This window comes from Spirosoma arcticum (genome assembly GCF_054779955.1).
The window spans coordinates 101367-116856 of sequence record NZ_BAAGXG010000009.1 but is presented as its reverse complement, the minus strand read 5'-3'; the positions used below and the strand labels follow the sequence as shown (position 1 = coordinate 116856).

Genomic DNA, 15490 nt, shown 5'->3' with positions numbered 1-15490 from the left:
AATCTACAACGGAATGTTCCCGTGCTTTTTCTTCGGCATCGTTGCCACTTTGTTTTCCAGCATCGTGAACGCCCGGATGAGCTTGTGGCGGGTCTGGTCGGGCATGATGACCTCGTCGATGTAGCCCCGGTGGGCCGCCCGGTACGGATTGGCAAACTTCTCGGTGTAGTCCAGCACCTTCTCCTGCAACTTGGCCTGCGGGTCTTCGGCGTCGGCGATTTCGCGCTTAAAAATGATCTCGGCGGCTCCGCTGGCCCCCATCACCGCAATTTCGGCGCTCGGCCAGGCGTAGTTTAGATCGGCCCCGATGTGCTTGGAATTCATCACGTCATAGGCGCCACCGTAGGCTTTGCGGGTGATGACCGTTACGCGCGGCACCGTGGCTTCGCAAAACGCATACAGCAGCTTGGCCCCGTTGGTGATGATGCCGTTCCACTCCTGGTCGGTGCCGGGCAAAAAACCGGGCACGTCTTCGAGCACGAGCAGAGGGATGTTGAAACAGTCGCAGAAGCGCACGAACCGGGCCGCTTTGGTGCTGGCGTTGATGTCCAGTACGCCCGCCAAAACCGCCGGTTGGTTGCCGACCACGCCAATGCTCCGGCCCCCAATCCGGGCGAAGCCCACAACGATGTTTTCGGCAAAATTCTTGTGAACCTCCATGAACGTACCCGCATCGACCAACTCCTCAATCACCTCGCGCATGTCGTAGGGCTGGTTGGGATTGTCGGGGATAATGCTGTTCAGAGCCGGGCGGCTTTCGTCCTGCGTCTCGTACGAAAGCTGGAAGGGTTCGTCTTCGCAGTTTTGCGGGATATAACTGAGCAGTTGCTTAATTTCCTGAATGCAGGCGAGTTCGTTGGCGCAGGCAAAATGCGTTACGCCCGATTTGGTGCTGTGGGTGCTGGCTCCGCCCAGTTCCTCAGCCGTCACTTCCTCGTGCGTCACCGTTTTGACCACGTTGGGGCCGGTCACGAACATGTAGCTCGTGTGCTCGACCATGAACACAAAATCAGTGATGGCCGGACTGTAGACCGCCCCGCCCGCACACGGTCCCATCACGGCCGACAGTTGCGGAATTACGCCCGACGCCCGCGTGTTGCGGTAAAAGATGTCGGCGTAGCCCGCCAATGATAGGACACCTTCCTGAATGCGGGCACCGCCGGAGTCGTTCAGGCCGATGAGTGGGGCACCATTTTGCAGGGCCAAATCCATCAGCTTGCAGATTTTTTCAGCGTGGGTTTCCGACAGTGCCCCACCAAAGACCGTGAAATCCTGCGCAAAGACGTACACTAACCGCCCGTCGATGGTGCCGTAGCCCGTCACGACGCCGTCGCCGAGGTAATGTTCCTTGTCCATCCCGAAGTCGCGAGTGCGGTGCATCACAAACTTACCGATCTCCTCAAACGAGCCTTCGTCCAGTAGCAGCGCAACGCGTTCGCGGGCGGTCAGTTTGCCTTTTTTGTGCTGGGCGTCGATGCGTTGCTGACCACCGCCCAACTCGGCTTCGGCGTTTTTGCGGGCGAGCAGTTCGGTTGGGGTCGGTTTGTTGAGGTCGGCGGGTTTGGTACCGGGACGGGTTTCGGTTTGCATAAATAGCGGTCTGGGCAATGTTCGTGTGATGGCAAAGTTAATTATTCATCCGCATTCCAACGGTTCGGATTGTTTTTGTATCATCGTTGCATCAACTCCTTTATCTGCCATGAAATCTACCCTGAACCGCTGCCTGCTTTCGCTTACCGTGCTGGCCGGCTGCCTGCTGCTTGATGGCTGCATCGAATCCAGATCGACCGAACCGGCAACAGATAAGTGGGACACGTACCGCCCGATTTACAGTTCGTACGACCAAATCCGAACGGTGGAAACCCTGGCTCCGCGACCCATTCGGACGCCCGGTAAAATTTACGTCAAAGACGGATTTCTGTTCATCAACGACGTGGGGCAGGGCATTCACATTGTCGATAATCACGACCCAGCCAATCCGATTAAACTCTCGTTTGTGGCCGTTCCGGGGGTGCGCGAAGTAGCCATCAAAGACAGCATTCTGTACACCGACAACATCGTTGATCTGGTCGCGCTTAACGTGGCCGACCCGCGCAACGTGCGGTTAGTAAAGCGAATCGAAAACGCGTTTCCCTACACCGCTTACCCACCCATGCGCAACGTCCGTTTCGAGTGCCCGGATTCGGACAAAGGCCTGATTGTCGGGTGGGAAAAAACCGACCAGAAAGACGCTCAGTGCTACCGATGACCGCTAACCAATCAAGCTTTCTGCTATCGCCATGAAATCAACCATCTACTTTTTATTTCTCGTCACGCTGTTCGGTGCCTGCTCTAAAAGTAGCGACAGCATTTCGCCCGGCGCGGGCATTGGCGGCTCCACGGCCCGCTTCACCATCGCGGGCAACACGCTGTATTTGGTCAGCAGTACTACCCTGCGAACCTACGACATCACGCAGAGCAGTGACCCCAAACCCGGCGATAAGACCAAGTTGGGCATTGGCGTAGAAACCATTTTCCCGTACCAGAATCACCTGTTCATCGGCACCCAAACGGGTATGTTCATCTACGAGATCGGCGCTAACGGCCAGCCGAAGTTTGTATCGCAATATTCCCACGTCCAAAGCTGCGATCCGGTGGTGGTGCAGGGCGATTACGCCTACGTTACGCTCCGCAGCGGAACCGAATGCCGCAACCCGGTCGCCAACAACGTGCTCGACGTGCTGGATATTCGTGACCTGAGAACGCCGAAAGTGCTGCGCAGTTATCCCATGCGCAGTCCGTACGGTTTAGGTATAGACGGCAATTTGCTGTTCGTGACCGAAGGCGACAATGGCCTACGGATGATGGATGCCACCAAACCCACCGACCTGCGCGAGATTCAGCACCTGACCGACGTGCGGGCATACGACGTTATTCCTACTGAAAAGCTCCTGATCGTGACGGGCAAAGACGGCATCTACCAATACAGTTACGCCGACCCGACGCAACTGAAGCTGCTCAGCAAACTCGTCGTTACGCCTTCGATATGAGCCACGTTCGACTGTTTCTGCTGGCCGCGCTAACGGGCGGGTGGGGTCTGGCGGTTGCTCAGGAGCCGGTTGTGCGCTATTCCGATACGGTGCGCGTTGAGTCCATGACGCGCCCGCCCCGCTGGGTGGTCAGTTTGGCCCCGCTTGCCTTTCTCGACCCCGAAAACACCGTGCAGGTTGGGCTTGAACGGCTGCTGGCGGGCCGTTATTCGGTGCTGGGCGAAATTGGGTACGGTCCATCATCCCTAAGTCTGTCGCGTCCGTATAATTCGTCACCAACCAACGGGATTCGCGACACCTGGCGGGGGCGGGTTGAGTGGCGCATCTACACCCGTCGCATTCGGTCGCATCGTCGGTGGCAACCTGGCCGGGTTGGGCGAACGGTTACCCGCAAACCATTGGGCAATTACGTAGCGTTTGACGGGTTCTATAAGCAAAGCAACGCCACCGAAAGCGGCAGCGTTGGCCGGGCGTGCGAAGATGGCTCCTGCCAATATTTTCAGCGGTTTCAGTCGCGGGTTGTCAAGTACGTCGGGGCCACACACGTGAAAGTAGGCCGACAGGCGCTGCTGTTCAACGCAGACGGAAACAGTCGGTTCGTGCTGGATATGTACCTGGGTTTGGGCCTTCGTCGGCGGCTCGTCAAACAGTACGACTTACCCGAACCCGAAGACGGCGGTTCGTACTTTTTCACCAGCGGCAGTGGCGTCTTTGACGATATCCTTTTCGATATTCCCGTGCGAATGAGTGCTACCGTCGGCTTTCGGATCGGATACGTTTTTTAACCAAACAGGTATGACTCACTCATCCGTTTTGCTGGTCTGTTTTTGGGCGTTCGTAGCCATCACCCCGGTGTCAGGCCAGGACTCGGTCCGGCGAGCATCCCACGTCGTTGTCAAATTTGCCCCGTTGTCTTTGGTCGATATTGATGCGACTGTGCAGGGAGCCATTGAGCTTCCCATTGCGGCCCAAACGACGATTCAACTGGAGGGCGGCTACGGATGGGCCGGTCTATCCCGATCCCTACCGCGTGAGGGTGGGATTACGAGTAAACAAACGGGGCGGATTCGGGCTGAGGGCCGGTATTACCTACCCAGAACGGCCTCTTTTGACGACGTCCCCTACCCAGCGGGAGTTTATGTCGCCGGGGAATTTCTGGGAAAACGAATTTCGGCTGAGCGTACCCAAACGGCAGTTTTTCCTTGTTTAGTCGCTCCCTGTCCGACGAATACCGAGAGGGCTACCGTTAACCGAACCGTGCTCGGCGGTCACGTAAAGGTGGGTTACCAAACCGGATTTGGACGGTCCGCCAGTGCGGCATTCGATCCGCGTAGAAAAGAATCGCGGATCATTTTCGATGTGTACCTCGGAGTTGGGGCGAGACACATTCGCGTCCGGCAAACAGCCGGTTCATCAATCATCCCAACCAACGGTAACACGCCGGAAGGCTTACGGTTCACCCGCTTTGTTCCAGGGCGAAATTTCTGGGCGAGAAGCGCGTCGGGCGGTTTCAAAATAGGGTTTGCGCTTTAATCTTGGCCGTTCGTAACCACCAATAAAAACAAGCCATGAAACAACTTATCTACCTCGTTTACTTCCTCCTCATTGCTTCGTCGGTGATGGCTCAGGATTCCACCATTGCGTTGCGTAGCGCACCCCGCGCCATCGTCAAATTGGCACCACTGTCGCTGCTGGATCAGGACGCTACCATTCAGGCCGGTTTGGAGTACCGAACCGGCGTCAGAACATCCGTGCAGGCCGAGATTGGTTATGGCTGGCGCGGCTTATCACTATTCAGTTCGGACCTGAACGAGTTTGTCGACGCCGAAGTGTGGCGGGGTCGGGCCGAAGTTCGTTTTTACAGTGGTCGCTACCGCACCAACCGTCGGCAGGGCATTAGGGTCCGCAGCAATTTTCCGCTGGGTAATTACTGGGCCATCGACGGGTTGTTCAAGCAGATCAATGTTGCCGGTCGCGCCGTTCAGCCAATCGATTTGTTTTCCACCAAAGCCGAGCCGTATTTAGGTCTGGTAAGCAGCCGGTATGTCCTGGGTACGCACCTGAAAATTGGACGGCAGTGGGCGTTTTACGATCCCCAACGGCGTGTGTTTTCGCGGACGCTGCTCGACATCTACCTTGGCGCTGGTGCGCGTTGGTCAACGAACGACGTTCGAAGCAATAGTGGCGCAAATATGTACGACTGTGGCTGCGGAATTGGCCGCTCGTTTACCGACACAGGAAGTCAGGTAACGCCCAGCATTACGGCCGGACTGAAAGTAGGTTTTGCGCTGTGACGTGGTTTTTAGACCTTTGCGCAATCGTCGTTTACTGAATAGAATTGCGTCAGTCTCTGCTTATTTTTTTCCTGATTACGTGTTTAGCGAGGGGCGGCCGCGCTCAGCCCTTCGGCGGGCAGCGCGTCTTTTCATTTCTTGATCTGCCCACCCACGCCCGCGTCGCAGCCCTCGGCGGACAGGTTGCCACCGCCACCCGGCCCGATGCCCCCTACTTTCTGAACAACCCCGCGCTGGCCGATTCACTGCCCGACAATCAACTGGCAATCAGCTTAATGCCGTATCTGGCGGCTGCGAAATACTACACACTGCACTACAGTTTACCGGTGAAATCACGTGGCATGTGGGCGGCTGGCTTACAATACCTGACCTACGGACAGTTTGAACTAACCGATCCGGCCGGTAACGCCCTCGGCACCTTCACCGCCAACGACTACGCCCTGAGCCTAACCCACGCCCGCACTGAAGGCAATTTTACGCTCGGTGCCACTATCAAAGCCGTTGGGTCAGCCATCGAAACGTACTCGGCATTTGGCGTATTAGCCGATTTTGGTGGTATCTGGCGTCATCCAAAGCAGGAACTGACGTTTGGATTGGTCGCGAAAAACGTTGGTTATCTATTCATGAATTACGGTCCGACCGACGAGGTTAACTTGCCGTTCGATTTACAGGCGGGTGTCACGCTCAAGCCCCGCTACGCCCCCATCCGCCTGACACTGACGGCCCACCACCTGCAACGCTTCGACATCACCTATAATGACCCAACCCTGAACGTCCGCTATGACCTGAACGGCAATCCCATCCCTGAGTCGGTAAGCGTAGCCGAGAAAGTAGCGCGACACCTGAGCGTGGGGGCTGAACTGCTCATCAGCCGTAACGTACATTTATTGGTTGGCTACAATCATCAAAAACGGCAGGAAGGCAAGCTGACAACGGGTGGCATTGGGGGCGTATCCTTCGGTGCATCCGTGCAGGCGCGGGGTTTTCAACTTACCTACGGCCGTTTCTCATCCGTTCCCACGGCGGGCACCAGTCAACTTTCCTTACGCATTGATCTTGATAGACTGTTGAAATAGTTTGTGGTTTGTAGTTGGCTGACGCGCGTAAGCTGGACGCCGGTCCGCCGGTGCGGTCAGCCAACTACAAACCACAAACTATCAAACCACAAACTCACAAACCACAAACTGCAACTCATGACCCCAACCCTTCAAACCAAAGCCGCCCGCATTAAACTTGTGCTCACCGACTGCGATGGCGTTCTAACCGACGCGGGCGTGTACTACGGTGAATCGGGCGAGATTTTCAAGCGCTTCAACATTCGGGATGGCATGGGCGTGGTGCGGCTGCGCGAATTAGTCGGCGTAGAAACGGGCATCGTTACGGGCGAAACTTCGCCATCGGTCGTGACGCGGGCTGCGAAGCTGAAGATCACCGAACTGCACCTTGGAGCGAGCGATAAGCTGTCGCTGTTGGCTGGGATACTGAACCGCACGGGCTTGGATGCATCGGAGGTGGCCTTCATTGGCGACGACGTCAACGATATTGCCATTTTGCAGGCGGTCGGTTTGTCGGCCTGCCCCGCCGATGCCACGCGCCAGAACAAAGCGGTGGTTGATTACTGCTGCGAGACAGCCGGTGGACAGGGTTGCCTGCGCGAACTGGCCGAACTCATTATTGAGGCTAAGCTGGTGTACCAGTACGTTGGTAAGGACGCTGAACCGACCGGATAACGGGGTGAAGCCGTTTTGATTTGCTAAGCGAAAGGCGTACTTTCACTCAATTAACAACGTGACACAAGGTATGATCGCGGAACAATCAGATAAGCGCATTTATACGGTTGATGAATACCTCGAACTGGAAAAAAACTCTGGGGTCAAGCACGAATTTATAGACGGATACTTAATTGAGATAGCGGGAGAATCCTTGGTTGCCAATGAAATTGCGGGCAACCTGCTTGCTATGCTGAAGAGTTTGCTTCGTGGTCAGCCGTACAAAGTGTATATCCAGGATGTTAAGCTACTTACCAAAGCGGCCGAAAAATACCGTTATCCCGACGTAATGGTTCGCTCATCGACTGGTATGGCTGACTCGCACATGGTTTATCAAGCGGTTTTAACGGCCGAAGTCACTTCAGAAAATTCATTAAAAACCGATACGCACGATAAATTGATTGAGTATTCATCCATGCCGTCAATGCAGTGTTATCTGATTATTTCCCAAGCCGAACCATTGGTTGAAGTTTATCAGCGCACGGGATCCAAATGGGAATACACATTCTATACCAGTCTCACTGACTCCTTTGAGGTAGTTGCGCTGGGCATTACGTTGCAGTTAAGTGATGTGTATGAAGGGGTGTTTTAATTGACCATCATTATCAGGAATGGCTGGGTTTCACTCGCTATTACCTACTGGATTATACATATCTGGATGATTATAATTCCCAGTTTCCCCGGCCCCATCGCACATTTTCCCGTTTCCGGTGTTTCTTTACCAGAAGAGCATACTACCCGTCTCCGCAGTTCAATGACCCAATCACTTAAAGACCTTACCCCCCGGCAGATCGTTGCCGAATTGGACCAGTATATCATCGGCCAGAACGACGCCAAACGCAACGTGGCCATCGCCCTCCGCAACCGCTGGCGTCGCATGAACAGCACCGCCGACATGCAGCGTGAAATAACGCCCAACAACATTCTGATGATTGGCGCCACGGGCGTCGGCAAAACGGAAATAGCCCGGCGGCTCGCCAAAATCGCCGATGCGCCCTTTATTAAAGTTGAAGCCTCCAAGTTCACCGAAGTCGGCTACGTCGGCCGCGATGTGGAGAGTATGGTGCGCGACCTGGTTGAGCAGTCCGTTAATATGGTCCGGGCCGCCAAAAAAGAAGCCGTGCAGGTGCGGGCGCAGCAACTCGTGGAAGACGCCATTTTAGATATTCTGATCCCACCTGTCAAGTCCACCAACGGGCAGCAACAGACAATGGGATTTGATGAAAATGCCAAACCCGATTCCGACGCTGAATTAAACGAACGCACCCGCGAACGCTTCCGCGAGAAAATCCGCTCCGGCGAAATGGACGACCGTAAAATCGACATCGACGTGCAGCAGAGTCAGACGCCCAACATCGGCATCATGGGCGGCTCGGTCGATGACCTGTCGATGATGAATATTCAGGAGATGATTGGCGGCATGATGCCCAAGCGCGGCAAGAAACGCAAAGTGACCATCGCCGAAGCCCGCACGATTCTGCTCGAAGAAGAAGCCGCCAAACTCATCGACATGGACGAAGTGAAGGAAGAAGCCATTCGTAAAGCGGAGGATGCCGGTATCATATTCATCGACGAAATCGACAAGGTAGCCTCCGCCCGGTCGGGCAGTGGCGGGGGTGGCCCAGACGTTAGCCGCGAGGGTGTGCAGCGCGATTTGCTGCCAATTGTGGAAGGTAGCGCGGTGAATACCAAATACGGCGTCATCCACACCGACCACATATTGTTCATCGCGGCCGGGGCTTTCCACGTAGCCAAACCCAGTGACCTGATTCCCGAATTACAGGGCCGTTTTCCAATTCGGGTTGAATTGCAAAGCCTGTCGGAGGACGATTTTTATCACATTCTGAAAGAACCCCGAAACGCGCTGACCAAGCAGTATGTGGCGATGTTAGCCGCTGAAGACGTTGGCCTGACCTTCGAGGATGACGCCCTGCGTGAACTCGCCCGGATTGCGTTTGAGGTGAACGGCGAGGTCGAAAACATTGGCGCCCGTCGGCTGCAAACGGTGCTGAGCCACCTCATGAACGACTTCATGTTCGACATTCCCGACGTGATCGGGGCTAATGAGCAGGTTGTTATAACCAAAGAATTAGTCAGCGAGAAATTAAATGAACTGGTTAAAAACCGGGATCTGAGCCAGTTTATTTTGTGACAATTTTAGCCTGATTGCTTTATGATTATAAAGCAATCAGGCTATTTCAAAGTTTTTGATCGAATTAGTGCGCTCTCAGTTTAACGCAAGGTGCAGTTTGAGGGCTTTATTAAGTTGTTGCACGTACGTATCCGGCAAGGTCCCGTACAGTTTTATGAGACGACTCTTGTCTATGGTGCGGATCTGATCAGGCTTCACTTTTGAGTCTTTTGTAACACCGCCGTTTAATAGTCATCCCAGTGTTCGGCATCTACTGCGGCAAAGTCGCGAGTAACTGACTCATTTTCCTTCGCGGCAAAGCAGTATTCTTCAGCTAACCGTTCATCCGATTCAATTTCTTTCAACCTGGTTTGCAAAGCCTCCAAAGCAAATGATTCGGCGTCGGGAACAAGGCGTGTCAGCGTAGCCGCCAACTCATCGGGGATATGAAGTTCTAACGTCATCCTACAGTGAAGATACAAATAAATTAAGTAGAGTCACTGCTTGCGTCACCGCCCGGTCGGTATCGGCCCGCTTGCGGTCGGGCAAGTCGAAGCGGTTGAAGGGACGCAGTTCAAGTACGAACGTTTCCTCGGTGCTTTCGTCGAGAGGAGTGTACAATTTGTAGCCGGTCAGGTTTATTGGAACCAGGCCGTGTCTCGCTTTGAAGCGCGTCAGCACGTAACTAATCAAGGTTTCTGTCTGCCCGACCGAAACGCCCTCAGCAGACACAAATCGTACGTAAGCCAGATTACGGTCAACAATTGTTTGTTCAGACGCGTCAAAATGGCCTTCGCAGCTCGAAAACGTCTGAACGATACCCGTTGCGTTCAGGGCGTCGACCAGCGGCTGGATGCGGGGTTCGATGTCGTTCATGCGGTTTGGTGTTTTTGGGTTTGTAGGTTTTTAAGTGATCCATACGTTGATACACCTATAAACTTAAACACCAAAACACCCAAAACCTCACACCTGACCCACCGGCTGCACCCGGCTTTTGTGCCAGAGCCAGCCCAGATACCCCGTCGCCACCAGCGCCAGCACCACCGACAGTCCAAACGAGGCCGTTAAGCCCGCAGGGCCGACGAGGTGATTCAGCAGCCAGCCCGATACCAGCGCCCCCAGTCCAATACCGGCTTCGAGCGCAATGTACATAGTAGCCATGGCCCGGCCACGGGTAGCTTCGTCGGCGAGGTCGGCCGTCCAGGCCGTTACGGTTGGCGAGTTCATGCCCCACGACAGGCCAAAGCAAACGGCCGCCGTCCAAAACAGCGCCGGTGTATTGGTGATAACCAGCAAACCCATCGCCAGCGCCAGTACCACCGTCGAAACAAACAGCACGGGCAGGCGTCCGTAGCGGTCAGAGCTTCGGCTGAAAACCACCCGAACAAGTAGGGAAGCAACGGTGTAGACCGTAAAAAATAAGCCTTTGTTGTTAATCGCCAGCGACTCGCTCAGTGACGAAATGACCGTGAGCACCACCCCCGACGAGAACGATTGCAACAAAAGCACGATAAAAGGCGGCAGCGCCTGTTTGTCGAATAGTTCGTCTTTCTTCAACCGCAACAGACTAAACCGAAACGGCTGCGTATGGACCAGCGTTTCGGGCATTCGCATCAGGATTCCGATGGACAGCAGCGCAAAAACCGATGAGGTCCAGAACATGACGTTCATGGAATAGTCGTGGGCTAACCAACTGCCAATGGCCGGGCCAAGCGACATGCCCATTGCCGTAAATAAGCCCAGCATCCCCATGGCTTCGCCCCGGCGGTTGGCAGGCACTACGTCGGCAACGTAAGCGGCCGTGGCGGTGGGTTTGGTGCCGGTGGAGAAACCGTGGATGAGCCGCAGCAGCAAAAAGCCCCAGACCGTAAGCAGATACGGGTACAGAAATCCGCAGAGAAAACACACTAATGAACCAAACGCCATCACCGGCACCCGCCCCACGGTATCCGTGATTTTACCGCTAAACGGCCGCGAAAGGCCCGCCGTGAGCGTAAACAGCGCGATAATCAACCCGACATACTCCCGGCCACCCAACTGCGTGAGGTAGTCGGGCAGTTCAGGAATCATCATCGAAAAACTGGCACAGAACAGGAAGTTACTGACACTCAGTAACCAGAACGAGAGCGTGTAAAGCGAGGGGGAGTCGGCAACCCGACGGGTGAACAGAGAGCGAACGACCAAAACAAGTAGGGTTGGTTCAGCGCAAAATTACAACGCATTTAGCGAAAAGAGGACCAATCTTATCACGGGACTGGTTTTGACGTAATTTTGCGGCATACTGAACAAACTAATGAATAATGGTAAACGAATAATGCGGCCGGTGCACCTAACCATCGAGTCGCGGTTCCGCCCCATTATTCATTTACTATTACTCATTCCTCCGTATTATGTCGCGCAACATCAAAATTGGCATCTTCCTCACCGTATCCATTCTGCTGACGACGTTTACCTTTTATTTCTGGCAAATCTACCGGAGTCCCAATCTTCAGACGCGGGAAAATGACAAGACGTTTGCGCTGCTCATTCCGCGCGGGGCCACGTTCGAGTCGGTGATGGACACGCTTCAAAAACACGACGTGCTCAACGATGAAATGTCGTTCCGGTTTCTGGCCAAGCTGATGAAGTACCCGGACCTGGTGAAAGAAGGCCGCTACGAGATCACCCCGCGCATGGGCAACCGGGCGGCCTTGGTCAAACTCCGCAGTGGCGACCAGGATGCTATGCCCGTCACGTTTAACAGTATGCGGCAGAAAAGTGATTTGATTCAGCGGCTCGGCAGCAAGTTTGAATTTGGCCCTGAAGCCCTCGGCCCACTGCTCAACGACCCGGCCGTCTGCCAAAAGTACGGCTTCGACACCACCACTATCGTCTGCCTGTTTCTGCCTAATACCTACGAGTTTTTCTGGACCATCAAACCCGACGCCCTGCTGGACCGCATGGGCAGCGAATACAAGAAGTTCTGGACGCCCAACCGGCAGGCCAAAGCCAAAGCGCTCGGCCTGAGCCAAACCCAGACCCAGGTGCTGGCGTCCATCGTAGCAGCCGAAACCAACAAGCGCGACGAGCAACCCCGCGTGGCGGGCGTGTACCTGAACCGGTTGAAACGGGGTATTAAACTCGAAGCCGACCCAACGGTGATCTTTGCCCTGCGCGACTTTGGCATCCGGCGGCTGCTGACGCGTCAATTGGCCGTCGATTCTCCCTACAACACCTATCGATACGCGGGTTTACCACCGGGACCGATCAACCTCCCCGCCCCCGCCACCATCGACGCCGTGCTGAACGCCGAGCAGCACGACTACCTGTTTTTTGTGGTCGATGCCCGCTTCAACGGCTACCATACATTCTCCAAAAACCTGTCGGAGCACCTGGCCAACGCCCGCCTGTATCAGCAGGCGCTGACCCGGATGAAAATCATGAAGTAATAATGCTAATTTACGACGTCACTGACATACGGGTGCGCTACTACGATACCGACCAGATGGGTATTGTTTACTACGGTAACTACGCCCGTTTTTATGAGATTGGCCGCGTTGAAGCGATACGGCATCTGGGCATAAACTACAAAGATCTGGAGGAGCGCGGTATCTCGATGCCAGTCTATGACCTTAACTCGCGCTTTATCAGGCCCGCCAAATACGACGACCTGCTGACCATTCGGGTCACGATTCCGCATTTACCCAAAACCCGTTTCATGTTTTCCTACGAAATCTTCAACCAGGACGGGCAACTCCTCAACACCGGCCAAACGACGCTGGTCTTCGTGCGAACCGACACGGGCCGTCCCTGCACGGCACCTAATGATTTGGTTGAAGCCGCCAAACCTTTCTTTAAGTGAGGGGTTAGAGAAGGCAGTCAGTGAGTTGGTCAGTCAGCAGGAATCTTGCTCTGACTGACCAACTCACTGACCAACTCACTGACCAACTCACTGACCGACACAACCGCTATGTTCGACAAATTGATGAGTTTGAACGCGCTGCAGGGAGCGCGCATCTGGCTGAGAGATCATCACCCGTTCAAATCCAAAACGACCTGGTACGAGTTTTTGAAGAAGATGACGAATAAGATCACGGAAAATGACACCAGTGAGCGGGCCGCTTCGGTATCATACAGCCTGATTCTGGCCGTTTTCCCAACCGTTATTTTCCTATTCACGCTCATTCCGTACATCCCCATCGACAACCTTCAGGAGCGGATCATGGGTTTTTTGGGGAATGCGTTGCCCGGTGACACTTTTAGCTCGGTCAAAACAACCATCCAGGACATCATCACCCGGCAGCGCGGGGGCGTATTGTCATTCGGTTTTTTACTGGCGCTTTTTTCGGCCACGAGCGGCCTGGTGGCGCTGATGAACGCGTTTAATTCGTCGCACCGGTCCGAGGATAGCCGGGGCTTCTTTAAGATTCGGGGTGTGGCCGTTGGGTTAACGTTTACGCTGGCTATTGCGCTGGTGCTGGCCATTCTGGGCCTGATTGTGGGGGGCGTCGTGAGCGACTACCTGCTCAAGTTCGGCATCCTGAACAACGTTATTTTCGTGTACTTGCTGGCGCTGGCCCGTTATTTAGTGGTGTTCGCCGTTTTTGTAGCTGCGGTTTCCATCATTTACCGGTTCGGGCCGGACGTGAACATGAAGTGGACCTTTGTAACGCCGGGTTCGGTTACGGCGTCTGTCCTGATCGTGCTGACAACGCTGGCCTTCTCCTACTACGTGTCCAACTTTGGTTCGTACAATAAAGTCTACGGGTCCATTGGCACACTCATCGCCCTGATGATCTGGATCAACCTGATTGCGCTGCTGCTCATTCTGGGTTTCGAGATGAATGTAGCGCTGTTCAACCTCGAAGGCGAAAAAAATCCCGATGTAGAGCAGAAAACAACAAACGTCACCTCAAACACGTGAAGTGACGTTTGCGAAATCTAACCCATAAATGTAGCGGAACCGCCAACTATATGGCGGGAAGGACCGATACGGGTGAAATAGATTAAAAATCGTGCCAATCAGGTATCATTGAAATTGATGATGTTACTCTTGTTTCCGTTCACTCAAAACTATAGTTATCAGTAATCATAAAGACCTTACTTTGAGGGCACGAACGTAACCATTCTTTTTCAAAAAGAATATATCAGGTACGTTCTGAGCTAAAATTTATATGAACTCCGTTACTGGCCAATCCAATCCGCTCCCCATGGGCCTGTACCTCGACCAGATGAAACCGTGGGTTACCGTTATCTGCGTGAGTTACAACCATGAAAACTACGTAGAAGAAGCCCTTTGGTCAGTTGCCGGCCAAACATACCCAAATGTAGAGCTGATTGTTGTTGACAATGGCAGTGCAGATCGCTCCGTTGAGCGGATTGACCGGTTCGCTGAGCGGAACCCGGCCGTGCGCTTCCTCAAAAATAAGGCCAATCTGGGTTTGAACCGGGCGTTTAATCAAGGGCTGGCTCTGGCGGGCGGGCGCTACGTCATCGATTTGTCGGCCGACGATGTGCTGCTGCCGGACCGAATTGCCCGGCAGGCCGACCTCTTCGAGCGCCTGTCGGGCCCCTACGCTGTCGTGTTTTCCAACGCGGCCTACATTGATGAACAGGGGTGTAGAACGGGCCTTCATTACCCCGTCGATGCCAACGGCCGTGCCCTCGTTAAAGTACCATCGGGCAATGTGTTCCGGCCAGTGCTGGAATCCTATTTTATCTGCACCCCAACCATGATGATGCGCCGGGATGTGCTCAATGAACTGGGTGGCTACGACGAAACGCTGAGCTACGAGGACTTCGATTTCTGGGTGCGGTCGGCACGGTTGTATCATTACGGCTACGTAGACGAAGTGCTGACGCTCAAACGTAAGCTGCCTGACTCGCTTTCGGCCCGGGTTTCGCTGCCGGGCAACCAGTTATTGCCCTCAACGCTGGTCGTGTGCCAGAAAGCATTTGACCGTTGCCGCACCACCGCCGAATACGGTGCATTGGCCCAGCGCATCCGTACCTTTATCCGCAAGGCGTTCTACACCGAACAGTTCAGGCTGGCGCTACAGTTCGGGCAGTTGCTCCGGCAGATAGAACGGCCCGGCTGGCCAACGAGCCTGATTCTACAGCTAAGCCGTTTGCAGCCACCCGTGAATCGACTCTATCGGCAGTACCTCAACTACACCCGCGTTCGCCACCAGTCGGTGCAATTAGTTCAGGCGGTTTGTGGTTTATGAGTTTGTGGTTGGCTGCCGGATGATTCTGGACGCGGCAACCAACCACAAACTCATAAACCCA

At 54.5% G+C, this 15490-nt stretch carries 17 protein-coding genes and 1 pseudogene; 13 read left to right on the top strand and 5 right to left on the bottom strand.

All coding sequences use genetic code 11. The features are described from left to right. Window positions 1-3: 3 nt before the first annotated feature. Window positions 4-1590 (bottom strand): acyl-CoA carboxylase subunit beta, encoded by a 1587-nt coding sequence (locus ACYVHB_RS20700; RefSeq protein WP_461053694.1) that lies wholly within the window; start codon window positions 1588-1590, stop codon window positions 4-6. Window positions 1591-1699: 109 nt separating this feature from the next. Between ACYVHB_RS20700 and ACYVHB_RS20695 the strand changes: the two genes are divergently transcribed. The 9 genes from ACYVHB_RS20695 (at window position 1700) to hslU (ending at window position 9244) form a co-directional block, all read left to right on the top strand. Continuing rightward, a complete protein-coding gene (locus ACYVHB_RS20695; protein WP_461053693.1) occupies window positions 1700-2248 on the top strand; it encodes a hypothetical protein in 549 nt (182 codons plus the stop codon). A 31-nt stretch (window positions 2249-2279) separates the two neighbouring features. Beyond that, a complete protein-coding gene (locus tag ACYVHB_RS20690; protein WP_461053692.1) occupies window positions 2280-3029 on the top strand; it encodes an LVIVD repeat-containing protein in 750 nt (249 codons plus the stop codon). After that, the gene (locus ACYVHB_RS20685; protein ID WP_461053691.1) at window positions 3026-3814 is read left to right on the top strand and encodes a hypothetical protein; all 789 of its coding nucleotides are present in this window, start codon (window positions 3026-3028) and stop codon (window positions 3812-3814) included. Before ACYVHB_RS20690 ends, ACYVHB_RS20685 begins: the two co-directional genes overlap by 4 nt. A 10-nt stretch (window positions 3815-3824) precedes the next feature. After that, complete coding sequence (locus ACYVHB_RS20680) at window positions 3825-4562, top strand: hypothetical protein (protein ID WP_461053690.1); 738 nt, start codon at window positions 3825-3827, stop codon at window positions 4560-4562. Between the two features lie 35 nt (window positions 4563-4597). Further along, the gene (locus tag ACYVHB_RS20675; protein WP_461053689.1) at window positions 4598-5323 is read left to right on the top strand and encodes a hypothetical protein; all 726 of its coding nucleotides are present in this window, start codon (window positions 4598-4600) and stop codon (window positions 5321-5323) included. Between the two features lie 44 nt (window positions 5324-5367). Continuing rightward, complete coding sequence (gene porQ / locus ACYVHB_RS20670) at window positions 5368-6399, top strand: type IX secretion system protein PorQ (RefSeq protein ID WP_461053688.1); 1032 nt, start codon at window positions 5368-5370, stop codon at window positions 6397-6399. Between the two features lie 117 nt (window positions 6400-6516). Further along, window positions 6517-7053: a KdsC family phosphatase gene (locus tag ACYVHB_RS20665; protein ID WP_461053687.1), complete on the top strand. Its 537-nt coding sequence runs from the start codon at window positions 6517-6519 to the stop codon at window positions 7051-7053. Between the two features lie 70 nt (window positions 7054-7123). After that, a complete protein-coding gene (locus tag ACYVHB_RS20660) occupies window positions 7124-7684 on the top strand; it encodes a Uma2 family endonuclease (protein WP_461053686.1) in 561 nt (186 codons plus the stop codon). A 162-nt stretch (window positions 7685-7846) separates the two neighbouring features. Beyond that, complete coding sequence (gene hslU / locus ACYVHB_RS20655) at window positions 7847-9244, top strand: ATP-dependent protease ATPase subunit HslU (RefSeq protein ID WP_461053685.1); 1398 nt, start codon at window positions 7847-7849, stop codon at window positions 9242-9244. A 75-nt stretch (window positions 9245-9319) separates the two neighbouring features. Here the strand turns inward: hslU and ACYVHB_RS20650 are convergent. The 4 genes and pseudogenes from ACYVHB_RS20650 to ACYVHB_RS20635 all read right to left on the bottom strand — a co-directional run. Then, window positions 9320-9445, bottom strand: a pseudogene (locus ACYVHB_RS20650) (type II toxin-antitoxin system PemK/MazF family toxin); the annotation flags it as partial. 23 nt (window positions 9446-9468) lie between these two features. Next, window positions 9469-9687 (bottom strand): hypothetical protein, encoded by a 219-nt coding sequence (locus ACYVHB_RS20645; RefSeq protein WP_461053684.1) that lies wholly within the window; start codon window positions 9685-9687, stop codon window positions 9469-9471. A 1-nt stretch (window position 9688) separates the two neighbouring features. Beyond that, window positions 9689-10099 carry a hypothetical protein gene (locus tag ACYVHB_RS20640; RefSeq protein WP_461053683.1) on the bottom strand — a complete coding sequence of 137 codons (411 nt, stop codon included), beginning with the start codon at window positions 10097-10099 and terminating at the stop codon, window positions 9689-9691. An 87-nt stretch (window positions 10100-10186) separates the two neighbouring features. After that, entirely contained in the window at window positions 10187-11407 is a 1221-nt protein-coding gene (locus ACYVHB_RS20635; RefSeq protein WP_461053682.1) for an MFS transporter, read from the bottom strand. Between the two features lie 206 nt (window positions 11408-11613). On the opposite strand from ACYVHB_RS20635, the gene mltG reads away from it, so the two are divergent. The 4 genes from mltG to ACYVHB_RS20615 all read left to right on the top strand — a co-directional run bounded on the left by mltG (window position 11614) and on the right by ACYVHB_RS20615 (window position 15429). Next, window positions 11614-12651 (top strand): endolytic transglycosylase MltG, encoded by a 1038-nt coding sequence (mltG, locus tag ACYVHB_RS20630; protein WP_461053681.1) that lies wholly within the window; start codon window positions 11614-11616, stop codon window positions 12649-12651. 2 nt (window positions 12652-12653) lie between these two features. Continuing rightward, window positions 12654-13064 (top strand): acyl-CoA thioesterase, encoded by a 411-nt coding sequence (locus tag ACYVHB_RS20625; protein ID WP_461053680.1) that lies wholly within the window; start codon window positions 12654-12656, stop codon window positions 13062-13064. Window positions 13065-13172: 108 nt separating this feature from the next. Further along, window positions 13173-14126, top strand: coding sequence for a YihY/virulence factor BrkB family protein (locus tag ACYVHB_RS20620; RefSeq protein WP_461053679.1), 954 nt, complete (start codon window positions 13173-13175; stop codon window positions 14124-14126). A 250-nt stretch (window positions 14127-14376) separates the two neighbouring features. Next, window positions 14377-15429, top strand: coding sequence for a glycosyltransferase (locus tag ACYVHB_RS20615; protein WP_461053678.1), 1053 nt, complete (start codon window positions 14377-14379; stop codon window positions 15427-15429). The last annotated feature ends 61 nt before the right edge of the window (window positions 15430-15490 follow it).

Coding starts and splice junctions, on each gene's coding strand:
- ACYVHB_RS20700 (WP_461053694.1), bottom strand. CDS start 1,590: ATGCAAACCGAAACCCGTCCCGGTACCAAACCCGCCGACCTCAACAAA.
- ACYVHB_RS20695 (WP_461053693.1), top strand. CDS start 1,700: ATGAAATCTACCCTGAACCGCTGCCTGCTTTCGCTTACCGTGCTGGCC.
- ACYVHB_RS20690 (WP_461053692.1), top strand. CDS start 2,280: ATGAAATCAACCATCTACTTTTTATTTCTCGTCACGCTGTTCGGTGCC.
- ACYVHB_RS20685 (WP_461053691.1), top strand. CDS start 3,026: ATGAGCCACGTTCGACTGTTTCTGCTGGCCGCGCTAACGGGCGGGTGG.
- ACYVHB_RS20680 (WP_461053690.1), top strand. CDS start 3,825: ATGACTCACTCATCCGTTTTGCTGGTCTGTTTTTGGGCGTTCGTAGCC.
- ACYVHB_RS20675 (WP_461053689.1), top strand. CDS start 4,598: ATGAAACAACTTATCTACCTCGTTTACTTCCTCCTCATTGCTTCGTCG.
- ACYVHB_RS20665 (WP_461053687.1), top strand. CDS start 6,517: ATGACCCCAACCCTTCAAACCAAAGCCGCCCGCATTAAACTTGTGCTC.
- ACYVHB_RS20660 (WP_461053686.1), top strand. CDS start 7,124: ATGATCGCGGAACAATCAGATAAGCGCATTTATACGGTTGATGAATAC.
- hslU (WP_461053685.1), top strand. CDS start 7,847: ATGACCCAATCACTTAAAGACCTTACCCCCCGGCAGATCGTTGCCGAA.
- ACYVHB_RS20645 (WP_461053684.1), bottom strand. CDS start 9,687: ATGACGTTAGAACTTCATATCCCCGATGAGTTGGCGGCTACGCTGACA.
- ACYVHB_RS20640 (WP_461053683.1), bottom strand. CDS start 10,099: ATGAACGACATCGAACCCCGCATCCAGCCGCTGGTCGACGCCCTGAAC.
- mltG (WP_461053681.1), top strand. CDS start 11,614: ATGTCGCGCAACATCAAAATTGGCATCTTCCTCACCGTATCCATTCTG.
- ACYVHB_RS20625 (WP_461053680.1), top strand. CDS start 12,654: ATGCTAATTTACGACGTCACTGACATACGGGTGCGCTACTACGATACC.
- ACYVHB_RS20620 (WP_461053679.1), top strand. CDS start 13,173: ATGTTCGACAAATTGATGAGTTTGAACGCGCTGCAGGGAGCGCGCATC.
- ACYVHB_RS20615 (WP_461053678.1), top strand. CDS start 14,377: ATGAACTCCGTTACTGGCCAATCCAATCCGCTCCCCATGGGCCTGTAC.